11 protein-coding genes are annotated in these 11,963 nt (G+C 61.4%); 7 read left to right on the top strand and 4 right to left on the bottom strand.

The features are described 5' to 3' along the window. Positions 1-63: 63 nt before the first annotated feature. The 5 genes from CHB75_RS16745 to CHB75_RS16725 all read left to right on the top strand — a co-directional run bounded on the left by CHB75_RS16745 (position 64) and on the right by CHB75_RS16725 (position 2,737). The gene (locus CHB75_RS16745; protein ID WP_089272585.1) at positions 64-567 is read left to right on the top strand and encodes an SspB family protein; all 504 of its coding nucleotides are present in this window, start codon (positions 64-66) and stop codon (positions 565-567) included. 85 nt (positions 568-652) lie between these two features. After that, entirely contained in the window at positions 653-2,056 is a 1,404-nt protein-coding gene (fumC, locus tag CHB75_RS16740; RefSeq protein ID WP_089272583.1) for a class II fumarate hydratase, read from the top strand. After that, on the top strand, positions 2,053-2,238 hold the full coding sequence (locus CHB75_RS16735; RefSeq protein ID WP_089272581.1) for a DUF4169 family protein: 186 nt from the start codon (positions 2,053-2,055) through the stop codon (positions 2,236-2,238). The genes fumC and CHB75_RS16735 overlap by 4 nt, the downstream gene beginning before the upstream one ends. Continuing rightward, on the top strand, positions 2,235-2,453 hold the full coding sequence (locus CHB75_RS16730; protein ID WP_089272579.1) for a ribbon-helix-helix domain-containing protein: 219 nt from the start codon (positions 2,235-2,237) through the stop codon (positions 2,451-2,453). Before CHB75_RS16735 ends, CHB75_RS16730 begins: the two co-directional genes overlap by 4 nt. 23 nt (positions 2,454-2,476) lie before the next feature. Next, positions 2,477-2,737: an N-(5'-phosphoribosyl)anthranilate isomerase gene (locus tag CHB75_RS16725; protein WP_089272577.1), complete on the top strand. Its 261-nt coding sequence runs from the start codon at positions 2,477-2,479 to the stop codon at positions 2,735-2,737. 83 nt (positions 2,738-2,820) lie between these two features. On the opposite strand, the gene CHB75_RS16720 is transcribed toward CHB75_RS16725, so the two are convergent. Together CHB75_RS16720 and CHB75_RS16715 are read right to left on the bottom strand one after the other, a co-directional pair. After that, positions 2,821-3,723, bottom strand: coding sequence for a fructose bisphosphate aldolase (locus CHB75_RS16720; protein WP_089272575.1), 903 nt, complete (start codon positions 3,721-3,723; stop codon positions 2,821-2,823). Between the two features lie 207 nt (positions 3,724-3,930). Further along, positions 3,931-4,683 carry a cytochrome c biogenesis CcdA family protein gene (locus CHB75_RS16715; protein ID WP_089272620.1) on the bottom strand — a complete coding sequence of 251 codons (753 nt, stop codon included), beginning with the start codon at positions 4,681-4,683 and terminating at the stop codon, positions 3,931-3,933. 93 nt (positions 4,684-4,776) lie between these two features. On the opposite strand from CHB75_RS16715, the gene CHB75_RS16710 reads away from it, so the two are divergent. After that, a complete protein-coding gene (locus CHB75_RS16710; RefSeq protein ID WP_089272573.1) occupies positions 4,777-5,001 on the top strand; it encodes a sulfurtransferase TusA family protein in 225 nt (74 codons plus the stop codon). Positions 5,002-5,086: 85 nt separating this feature from the next. On the opposite strand, the gene CHB75_RS16705 is transcribed toward CHB75_RS16710, so the two are convergent. Both CHB75_RS16705 and CHB75_RS16695 read right to left on the bottom strand, forming a co-directional pair. Beyond that, positions 5,087-7,924: a ribonuclease E/G gene (locus CHB75_RS16705; RefSeq protein ID WP_089272571.1), complete on the bottom strand. Its 2,838-nt coding sequence runs from the start codon at positions 7,922-7,924 to the stop codon at positions 5,087-5,089. Positions 7,925-8,436: 512 nt separating this feature from the next. Then, positions 8,437-9,312, bottom strand: coding sequence for an NAD(P)-dependent oxidoreductase (locus CHB75_RS16695; protein ID WP_089272567.1), 876 nt, complete (start codon positions 9,310-9,312; stop codon positions 8,437-8,439). Between the two features lie 122 nt (positions 9,313-9,434). Between CHB75_RS16695 and CHB75_RS16690 the strand changes: the two genes are divergently transcribed. Further along, positions 9,435-11,897 (top strand): penicillin acylase family protein, encoded by a 2,463-nt coding sequence (locus CHB75_RS16690; RefSeq protein WP_089272565.1) that lies wholly within the window; start codon positions 9,435-9,437, stop codon positions 11,895-11,897. Positions 11,898-11,963 lie beyond the last annotated feature (66 nt).

Here is an 11,963-nt window from a genome sequence, read left to right as displayed (position 1 = left end):
GCGTCCCCTTTTGTTTCGCGGCAAATAGAATATGCTGAGACCACAACCAGAAGGGATTGCGGCATGTCCCGCGGGATTGACTACGGAAATTTGATGCATCGCGCGATGCGTGGCCTCATCCAAGAGGTTCTCACAGCCGTTCAGGCCAACGGTCTGCCGGGTGATCACCATTTTTTCATCACCTTTGACACCGCCCATCCGGATGTGGAAATTGCTGACTGGCTGTCGGACCGCTATCCGGGCGAAATGACGGTGGTGATGCAGCATTGGTACGACAATCTTGACGTCACGGATGAAGGTTTTTCGGTTTCGCTGAACTTTGGCGAAGCACCCGAACTGCTGTATATCCCCTATGATGCGATCAAGACCTTTGTGGATCCCTCTGTCGAATTCGGCTTGCGCTTTGAAACGCACGAAGACGACGAGGAGGACGATGAAGAACCGGCCCCCGCCCCGGCCAGCATCGACAAAACCGACGAACCGGCGGCCAAGCCAAAGCTCGGCAAATCCGGAAAACCGGATAAAAAGGATGCCGATGTGGTCAGTCTGGACAGTTTTCGCAAATAACAGGGCCCGGCAGTTGATCTTGCCGATTGCCCCCTGACCTCGCGGACGGTAAACCGCGCGTAATTGCACAGGACAGGAACATTTCATGGCCCCGACATCCGCAACCCGCACCGAAACTGACAGCTTTGGCCCGCTTGAGGTCCCCGGCGAGAAATATTGGGGCGCGCAGACCCAGCGTTCGATCATGAACTTTCCCATCGGCTGGGAACGTCAGCCGGTCGCCATCATCCGCGCGCTTGGCGTGATCAAGAAAGCCTGTGCAACGGTCAACATGGCCCAGGGCGACATGGAAGCCGAAGTCGGCAATGCCATCACCGCCGCCGCCCAAGAGGTGATCGAGGGCAAGTTCGACGACAACTTCCCGCTGGTCGTCTGGCAAACCGGATCCGGCACGCAGTCCAACATGAACGCGAACGAGGTCATCTCGAACCGCGCGATCGAAGTTCTGGGCGGCGTCATGGGCTCCAAAAAACCCGTACACCCCAACGATCACTGCAACATGGGCCAGTCGTCGAACGACACCTTCCCGACCGCGATGCACGTCGCCATCGGGATGATGGCACGCGACACCCTGCTGCCTGGCCTGCGCAAACTGCACGCGGCCCTTGCCGCGAAGTCCGAAGAATTCAAGGACATCATCAAGATCGGGCGCACCCACACACAGGATGCCACGCCGCTGACACTGGGTCAGGAATTCGGCGGCTATGCCCATCAGGTGGCCAAGGGCATCGCGCGCGTCGAAATGTGCATGCCCGACATCTATGAACTGGCGCAGGGCGGCACCGCCGTCGGCACCGGCCTGAACACCAAGGTGGGCTGGGATACCCGCGTCGCGGCCGAAATCGCAGCCATCACCGATCTGCCGTTCGTCACGGCCCCGAACAAGTTCGAAGCCCTCGCCGCCCATGACGCGATGGTGATGTTCTCGGGCGCGCTCAAGACCGTTGCGGCCTCACTCTTCAAGATCGCCAATGACATGCGCCTGCTCGGCTCTGGCCCACGCTCGGGTCTGGGTGAGCTGATCCTGCCGGAAAACGAACCCGGCTCGTCGATCATGCCCGGCAAGGTCAACCCGACCCAGGCCGAGGCGCTGACCATGGTCTGTGCGCAGGTCATGGGCAATGATGCGGCTGTCGGCTTTGCCGGATCGCAGGGGCATTTCGAACTGAACGTCTATAACCCGATGATGTCCTACAACGTGCTGCAATCCATGCAGCTTTTGGGTGACGCGGCGGGCAGCTTTACCGACAACATGGTGGCGGGCACACAGGCCAACACCACGCGGATCGACAAGCTGATGAAGGAATCGCTGATGCTGGTAACGGCGCTGGCGCCGACCATCGGCTATGACAACGCCACCAAAGTGGCCAAGACGGCGCACAAGAACGGCACGACCCTCAAGGAAGAGGCGATTGCGCTCGGCTTCGTCGATGAAGAAACATTCGACCGCGTCGTGCGGCCGGAAGACATGATCGGACCCAAGGGATGAGCAATCTCACCAACCTGAACAAGGCCCGCAAGGACCGTAAACGCGACGCCGAAAAGCGGGACGCCAACATGCACTCCGCGAAATTCGGACGCAGTGCTGCCGACAAGCAGGCGCTTTTGGCCAAGATGAGCAAAGCCGCCAAGGCGCTGGACGGCCATAAGATTGATGATAAGGACGCGTGAGCGCGCGTCCCGTCAAACGCTCTCTGACCCTGCGTGGTCACCGGACTTCGGTGTCGCTGGAAGATGCCTTCTGGGCTGCCTTCCGCGACATCGCCGCAACCGAGGACAAGCCGATCAACCAGCTTGCTGCTGAAATCGATGCCGCACGGGAGCCGGATGTCGGGCTGGCCTCAGCCATCCGGGTCTTCGTGCTCGCACGATTCAGAGAGCGTTAACCGGGAAACGCGATGCTTTGTGGATGAGCACGCGTCATAGTTTCATTTCACCAGATATCTGGTTCCGGCAGATCTTCTCTGCCAAGGCCGCGCGCGACGGCGGCATCGTCCGCCGCTCTCTGCGCGACATCGATCGCATGATTGGACGCGAACCGTTCGAACGTGAATTGCACAGACGCGGCTACAGTGCCGTCTTCAATGCCGGGCAGGTCGTGATCTTCTGCAACAACGAACCTGTTCAACTGATGGCGTCGTCACAGCCACCCGCGCAAATGTTTTCATAAAACTTTTGCCAAGACTTTTCGCAAAAGTCTTGGTCCGGCGGCCCCGGATATATCCAAAGCCCGCCGAACCGAAATTACACAGGTTACAGTGACGCCTGATAGATCTTGTCGATATTGCCACCCAGCGCCGCGTTGAACTCTGCGTCGGACTGCTGCTTGCTCAGCCCCTCGGTCAGTGCGCGGGAAAAGCTCGCGATCATCTTGCCATTCTGCGCCAGACGGGCGCAGGCATCATCGGTCGAATAGCCGCCCGACAGCGCCACAACCCGCAGCACTTTGGGGTGATCCGCCAGAACGTCGTAGATATTCGCCTCTGTCGGGATCGTCAGCTTCAGCATGACGTCCTGCCCGTCCTCCAGAGTGTTCAGCTGCTTCAGAATCTCGTCCCGCAGCATCACCTCGGCCTCTGCCTTGGTCGCGGAATGGATGTTCACCTCAGGTTCGATGATCGGCACCAGACCCGCCGCGACAACCGTTTTGGCCACCTCGAACTGCTGCGCCACCACGGCGGCAATGCCGTCCGCGTTGGCCTCCTGAATGACAGACCGCTCCTTGGTCCCGAAGATGCCGAATTTGACTGCATCGGCCAGAAGCGCGTCCAGCTCCGGCATCGGTTTCATCATCTGCACGCCGTTCGCTTCGTCTTCCAGACCCTTGTCGATCTTCAGGAACGGCACGATGCCACGGTCTTCCCACAGCAGCGCTGCCGTCGGCTTGCCATTCACCTCGGCCCGCATCGTGCGTTCGAACAGGATCGCGCCCAGCACTTTTTCGGATGTGAAATCCGGCGCCAGAATGATCCGCGATCGCATCGCGTGAATCTCGCCATACATCTCTTCGTCGCCGGAATAGCTGCCCTCGTCCACGCCATACAATTTGAGCGCTTTCGGGGTTGAGCCGCCGCTCTGATCCAGCGCGGCAATGAAGCCCTTGCCGGTTTTCATGCGCTCGGCCTGAGCCAAAAATGTTGCCGATTTCTGTGCCATTGTCGTTCCACCACCCTTGCTGATCACGTTTGCAAAAGTCCTAAGGGAAAGATCCACACGATGGTAGGGACTCGTCACAGGTTTAGCGCTAACCTACTGAAATTAAGCGCTCCCTGCCCCGTGCGCTGCAACAGACTTGCTTTATCAACCTGCGGCAGTCCATCAAATCCGCTCAGGATGGGCAACAAAACCATGTTGTCGGAAGCGTTAGCCCAGCGTCGCCAGCGCGGGAAAATTCTCAAGGAGCCAGAAGGAAAAGCTTGAAAACGCCCCGGTCAGAAGCGCCAGACCGACCACGATCAGCAGCAAACCCATAACCCGTTCGATGACCTTCATATGCCGTTTGACCCGGTTCATCAGCGTCATGGCCCGGCTTAGGAAAAGGGCGGCCAGAAGGAACGGAATACCAAGGCCGGCCGCGTAGATGCCCAGCAACAGGGTCCCGCGCATGACCGATGCCTCGGAGGCTGCAAGCGACAGGATCGCGCCCAGCTGTGGCCCGATGCAGGGCGTCCAGCCAAAGGCGAAAGCAAGGCCAAGAACATAAGCGCCAAAGGCCGATCCGCCGCTGTCGCCCGCCTCTATTCGTGCCTCGCGGTCGAGAAAGGGAATGCGGAAGATGCCCAGGAAATGCAGGCCAAAAATGATCACGACAACGCCCGATATGCGCGACAGAAGCACCTGATTTTGCAGAAAGAACGCGCCAAAAGCTGAGGCCGTGAACCCAAGCAGCAGGAAGACCGTCGACAGCCCCATGACAAAGAACAGCGCCGCTGTTACCGCCCGGAACCGGGCTGACCCGCCGTTCTGCATCTCGGCCACACTGACGCCGGACATGAAGGCCAGATAGGGCGGCACGATGGGCAGCACGCAGGGGCTCAGAAACGACATCAAGCCCGCCAGAAGTGCGACGATCATTGCGGGCGCAAGCCCCGCGTCGATGATTTCGATTCCGAACATGTGACCGACATAGTGCATTGTTCCAGCGGCGTCACGCGACCAGCCGTCACAACCCTGTGGACAGCCTGTAACACTCCGCCTAAGTCATCTGGCATGACACATGATCTTGACGCGACCGGGCTGCTTTGCCCCCTGCCCGTACTCAAGGCGCGCAAGCGTCTGATGGCGCTATCGACGGGTGAGATCCTGTCCCTGCGCACCGACGACCCCGCTGCGGTGATCGACGTACCGCATTTCTGCGCCGAGGCCGGGCACCAGCTTCTGACATCGTCAGAGGACGGGTTGGCCATGGTCTGGACCATTCGCAAGGGCGGCTGATCAGCCTGCGCGGCCCCACAACACCCCACATAAAAAAGCCCCGGCGCATTTGCCGGGGCTTTTGCTTTTCTATTCTCAGAAAGGCTTAGCGCCCGATCGACCACCAGCCGCGTTTCTTCGGCTTCGAATCGCCCGGCTCATCGCTTTCAGACTCGGCAGGCTCCATCACCTTTTCAGGCTCACTCGCCGCCGCTGAAACTGGATCTGCCTCGGGCACAGCGACTACCGCGGCCGGGGTCTCAGCGACCACTGGCGTTTCGATAGCCTTCGGCGCCTGAACAGCTTCGGGTTCCGCAGGTGCGTCCGCGACCACCTCGCTCGCCTCGTCTTTAGCGACTTCGGCTGTCGGCTCCGGGGTTACCACCTCGGGTGCCTGAACCGCTTCGGGCTCGGGGGTGGTCACAGCTTCTACCGGGGCCGGGGCAGCCTCGGCAACTTCAACCGCCGGAGCCGCCTCGGTTGCCGTAGTATCCGCGACAGCTTCGACCGGCGCTTCTGCAACCACTTCGGGCTTTTTGCGCGTGCGGCTGCGGGTCCGCTTGGGCTTTGGCGCTTCTTCAGCCGTGGCCTCAGGTGCTTCGCCCTCTGCCGGGACCTCCGCCACTGGTTTCTTGGCACGTGACCGCGTCCGCTTTGGCTTGGGTGCTGGTGCGGCCTCTTCTGTCGGCGCCTCATCCGCCTGAACGACTTCGGAAGGTACCTCGGAAGGTGCTTCCACCGGTGCCTCGGCTGGTGTCACGGCATCGCCGGAACCCTGTGTCTGGGGCACCGCATCGCCGTTGTCATCTCCATCGCCGTTCTGATCGCCATTCTCGGCTCCACCAGCGCCCTTGCCCCGGCTGCGCCGACGCCGACGACGGCGCTTTTTCGGTTTGCCATCGTCATCCGAAGCCTCGGACTGCGGCTGGGTTGCCGCCTCGGGGGCTTGCTGTGTCTCTTCGACCTCAGCCTCCTCCTCGTCTTCGTCCTCGTCGACCTGATCTTCGTCGACCTGATCCATCAGCGACGTATCGACCGACACCACATGTGCCGTCACTTCGGGCACGGTACGGGTCGCGGTCTTGAACTTTTCAAGGCTGAAATCGGGGCTGACCAGATGCGGGTCGCCTTCGATCCGCACGGCCATGCCATAACGGATCTCGATCTGGGCGATATGTTCGCGCTTCATGTTCATCAGGTAGTTGGCGATGCCCACCGGGGCCTTGACCAGCACCTCACGCGAACGCTTGCGAACGCCCTCTTCCTCGATCTCGCGCAGGATGGACAGCGCAAGGTTATCGTCGGACCGGATCAGACCGGTGCCGTGACAGGCCGGGCATGGGGCGGTCGTTGCCTCGATCATACCGGGGCGCAGACGCTGACGGGACATTTCCATCAGGCCAAAGCCGCTGATCCGGCCCACCTGAATACGGGCGCGGTCAGTCTTGAGCTTGTCCTTGATCTTCTTCTCGACGGCGAGGTTGTTCTTGCGCTCGTCCATGTCGATGAAGTCGATCACGATCAGGCCCGCAAGGTCGCGCAGACGCAGCTGGCGCGCAACTTCTTCGGCCGCTTCCAGGTTGGTCTTGGTCGCGGTATCCTCGATCGAGCCTTCCTTGGTGGCACGGCCCGAGTTCACGTCGATCGCCACAAGCGCCTCGGTCACGCCGATCACGATGTAACCGCCGGATTTCAGCTGCACCGTCGGGTTGAACATCGAAGACAGGTAGCTTTCCACCTGATAGCGCGCGAAAAGCGGCATCTGTTCGGCGTAATGCTTCACGTTCTTGGCGTGGGACGGCATGATCATCTTCATGAAGTCCTTGGCGATGCGATAGCCGCGCTCGCCCTCGACAAACACCTCGTCGATGTCACGGTTATAAAGATCGCGGATCGACCGTTTGATCAGGTCGCCCTCTTCGTAGATCTTGGCCGGCGCGATGGATTTCAGCGTCAGCTCGCGGATCTGCTCCCACAGGCGCTGCAGGTATTCATAGTCGCGCTTGATCTCGGTCTTGGTACGCTTGGCCCCGGCGGTGCGCACGATCAGGCCGGCACCTTTCGGCACCTCGATGGTCTGCGCGATTTCCTTGAGCTTGGAGCGGTCGGCGGCGTTGGTGATCTTGCGCGAAATGCCGCCGCCACGGGCGGTGTTCGGCATCAGAACGCAGTAACGACCGGCGAGCGACAGATAGGTTGTCAGCGCCGCGCCCTTGTTGCCGCGCTCTTCCTTGACGACCTGCACCAGCAGGATCTGGCGCACCTTGATGACTTCCTGGATCTTGTAGCGCCGCGGGCGGGGTTTGCGCACGGGGCGGAAATCTTCTTCGGTGTCCTCATCGGCGATGGATTCGATGGTTTCGTCCCGGTCCGAAGCCAGCTGACCTTCGTCCGATGCCTCGTCGTTGCCGTTGTCGTCGCCATCCTGATCGTTGGTCGGCTCTTCGACCGGGGTCGCGGCGACGGTTTCCATCGGCGACAGGCCTTCGGTGTCCGCGCCATCCTCGTCGTCGAGGTCGATGGTTTCCATCCCCGACACTTCCTGAGTGGCGGTCGCATCGTCAGAACGCGTGGCCTCGGGCTTGGAGCGCGTCCGTGACCGGCTGCGCGAACGTTTGGGCTTGTCTTCCTCGTCCTCACGCTGCTGAGCTTCGGCATAGGCCTGCTCTTCGTCCATCAGCGCCTTACGGTCGGCGACGGGGATCTGGTAGTAATCCGGATGGATTTCGGAAAAGGCAAGGAACCCGTGACGGTTGCCGCCGTAGTCGACAAAGGCCGCCTGAAGCGACGGTTCGACCCGGGTTACCTTTGCAAGGTAGATGTTGCCAGCTAGCTGGCGTTTGTTTTCAGATTCAAAATCGAACTCCTCGACCTTGTTTCCGTCAACCACCACGACGCGGGTCTCTTCCGCGTGGGTGGCGTCGATAAGCATTTTCTTAGCCATTTTATCCGTTTGCACGCCAAACGCGCGCTGTGCCCTGGCGGGTGCAGCGCGGTATGGGGGTGTCTTGTCAAGGCGAGGGGCGGCGCGCAGGCAGGCAAGGACCTGTGGTCACTTGCGGTTTGCCTCAATGATATTGCGCGCGTCATCGCGGTTCTTCTCCGACGCATAAGCGGTTAGATCTGGTTGGATCCCGTCCGTTTGCGCCCATTTAATGCCCGACGCTATAGTGGCGCCCAGGCGAACTTGGTGGCCTTTCGGCCCTATCGGTCTGTCCAGATCGCGGGGAAATCCCGGGTCGACCTGTCCAGCGAAACTCGTGCGGCGTCTCGCGATACGCGAAAACGGCCTGCCAGACAGCATAAGGCCACGGCGCATGTCATGACAATGGGCAATCGTCCGGGCGGCGGATTTGCTGCCATTAAAGTTGTCAGCTGTCAACGCCCGAAGGGTGCAGGCCCCGCCCGATGCACACTAGGCGGGACCTGCCGGAAATTCTGTTGCAGGAAGGTGCCTTAGCCTTCAAACGCCTTCAACCGCTTGATCAGGCTCGACGTGTCCCAGCGCCCGCCGCCAAGGCTCTGCACGTCCTTGTAGAACTGATCCACCAACGCGGTCACCGGCAGCGACGCCCCGACCTCGTCCGCCGCATCCAGGCAGATGCCCAGATCCTTGCGCATCCAGTCCACCGCGAAACCGTGTTCGAACTTGTCGTCCAGCATCGTCTCGTAACGGTTGGCCATCTGCCATGACCCTGCCGCACCCTGGCTGATCACCTCGACCACCGCGCACCCGTCCAGACCCGCCTTCTGGGCAAAATGCAGCGCCTCTGACAGACCCTGCACCAGTCCGGCAATGGCGATCTGGTTGCACATCTTGGTCATCTGGCCGGCGCCGCTCTCGCCGATCCGGCGACAGATGCGGGCATAGGCGTCGATCACCGGCATCGCCGCCTCAAAGGCTGCTGCATCGCCACCGCACATCACCGACAGCGCGCCATTTTCGGCCCCCGCCTGCCCGCCCGAAATGGGGGCGTCCACAAACGGCACGCCGATGCTTTTCGCGGCCGCATAGAGTTCAGCCGTCACATTGGCCGACACCGTTGTGTGATCGACAAAAATCGCGCCCCTGCCCATCCCGGCAAAGGCGCCCTCATCCCCCAGACAGACCGAGCGCAGGTCGGCATCATTGCCGACACAAGACATCACGAACTCTGCGCCGCGCGCGGCCTCGACCGGAGTTTCCGCCATCGCGCCGCCATGTTCCGCGACCCAGGCCGCGGCCTTGGCGGTGGTGCGGTTGTAGACGGTGACATCGTGCCCGGCCTTGGCCAGATGCCCGGCCATCGGATAGCCCATAACGCCCAAACCCAGAAATGCGACTTTTGCCATGTTCGGCTCCCTCTTTTGACCTGTTCCCCCAAGTCGTGCCCGCTGGGTCGGCCCTTGGCAAGGGGGGCCGGGCGGGTTAACCCGGAGCCCACGCTCAACTGGCGCTCAAGACGGAGACGAACATGGGGTTTCTATTCAGATGGCTGCTGCGCCTTGCCTCGGCAGCTGTCGTTCTGACCGTTCTGGCGGTGCTGGTGGTCTACTACCTCGGTTCCCGGTCCCTGCCCGACTACAACAAGACGCTGGTGGTTTCGGGCCTGACTGGCGATGTCGAAATCGTGCGCGACAATTCCAACGTCCCCCACATCATGGCACAGTCGGACGAAGACGCGTTTTATGGCCTTGGTTATGCCCATGCGCAGGATCGCCTGTGGCAGATGACGCTGCTGCGCCGCACGGTGCAGGGGCGGCTGTCGGAAATCTTTGGCGCCCGCACCGTCGAGACAGACAAACTGTTGCGCAGGCTCGACCTTTATCCGCTGGCAGTGCTGTCTGTCGACGCACAGGATGCCCGCACACGCGCAGCGCTTGAGTCATACTCGGCCGGCGTCAACGCCCGGATCGCCGAAATCAACCGCGACTCGTTGGGACGGGGCGCGCCTGAATTTTTCCTCTTCAATGCGCCGCTGTCCCCCTGGCGGCCCGCAGATTCCATCGCCATCGTCAAACTGATGGCACTGCAACTATCCGGCCAAATGCGGGATGAGGTGCTGCGTGCGCGCACCTCGCTGCTGCTGCCTGATGCCGACCGGGTGGCCGATATCCTGCCCGACATGCCCGGCGAAGGAGTGGCCGCCCTGCCGGAATATGCATCGCTCTTCCCGGATCTGCCGCAATTCGCCCAAGGCCAGAATATCGGCAATGACATGCTGATGCCGGTTGCCCCGCGTGGTCTGGCCGGGGCATCAAACGCCTGGGCCGCAGCACCGTCACGCTCGGCCTCGGGCGGCACCCTGCTCGCCAACGATCCGCATCTCAGCTTTACCGCCCCGTCGATCTGGTATCTGGCGCGCTTGCAGCTAAGCTCCGGTGGGGTGATCGGCGGCACCATTCCCGGCGTTCCCGCGATCATGCTGGGCCGTTCGGAAAAGCTGGGCTGGGGCATCACATCATCCTATCTCGATGATCAGGACCTTTATATAGAAGAGCTGAACCCCGAGAACCCCGAACAATACCGTACCCCGGATGGCTGGAGCCGGTTCCGCACCCGCAAGTCCATCATCGACATCAAGGACTCCGCCCCGATCACCGTCACCCTGCGTTGGACGGAAAACGGCCCGGTGCTGCCCGGCACCCAGTTCGATCTGAACACCGTGACCCCGCCGGGCCATGTGGCGACCCTGGCCTGGACCGCGCTTTCGGCGCGCGACACATCGATGTCGGCGGCCATCGGCATGATGCATGCCGGGTCCGTGACCGAGGCACTGAAAGTCTCCGAAGGATATGTTGCCCCATCGCAAAACCTGACCCTGATCGACAGGGATACCATTGCGCTCAAGACCGTTGGCGCCATGCCGCGCCGGGATGCCAACCACCAAAGCCTGGGGCGCTTGCCCAGCCCCGGCTGGCGGTCTGAGAACCGCTGGCAGGGGATCCTGCCCTATTCCACCAACCCGGAATTCGTCGCGCCCGCGGGAGGAATTGTGGGCAATACCAACAACAAGATTATCGATCGCCCCTTTCCGATGCATATGAGTTTCGACTGGGGGGATTCTCAGCGCGTGGTGCGTTGGCAGGGCCTGATGCAGGGACGGCAGGTGCACACCCGCGACAGCTTCATCGAGGCGCAGCTTGATACCGTATCGGTCACCGCGCGCACCCTGCTGCCGCTGATCGGCGCAGATCTCTGGTATACAGGAGAGGCAGCACCGGACGGCACGCCCGAACGTCAGCGCCAGCGCGCGTTGCAGCTGTTGGCTGACTGGAACGGCGAGATGAACGAACACCTGCCCGAACCACTGATCTACGCCGCTTGGCTGCGCGCCCTGCAACAGCGGCTGATCCGTGACGAACTGGGCCCGCTCGCAGAAGAATTCGACCATGTGGAGCCTCTGTTCATCGAACGGGTCTACCGCGATGTGGATGGCGCATCGGTCTGGTGCGACATCCTGCGGTCTGCCCCGGTCGAAACCTGCACACAGATCGCACAGCTGGCGCTGGACGATGCCCTCGTCTGGATCGGCGAGAAGTTCGGCACCAACCTGGAATCCCTGCGCTGGGGAGAAGCGCATCAGGCGACCCATGACCATACGGTGCTGGGAAAGATGCCGGTGCTGCGCTATTTCGTGAACATCCGCCAAAGCACATCCGGCGGCGACAACACGCTCCAACGGGGGCAGACCTCAGGTCAGGATCCGGATCCGTTTCAGAACGTGCATGGTGTCGGCTATCGCGGCGTTTATGACTTTGCCGACCCGGATTCATCGGTCTTCGTCACCGCGACGGGGCAATCCGGGCACTTCCTGTCACGGCACTATGATGATCTGGGGCAACTCTGGCGGCGGGGGGAATACATCCCGATGTCGCTTGATCTTGACCTGGCGCAGGCAGCCGCAGTGGGGATCACGCATCTGGTACCGGAATAAGGCTGGCAGAAATTGTGCTGACGGCACCGGGCCATCAGTGAGGGGCGTTGCCCCTCACACTCCAAA

Origin of the sequence: Puniceibacterium sediminis (assembly GCF_900188035.1) — a bacterium.
Taxonomy (GTDB): domain Bacteria; phylum Pseudomonadota; class Alphaproteobacteria; order Rhodobacterales; family Rhodobacteraceae; genus Puniceibacterium; species Puniceibacterium sediminis.
Note: the sequence above shows the minus strand (reverse complement) of the source record. Positions and strands in the feature narration are given on the sequence as shown.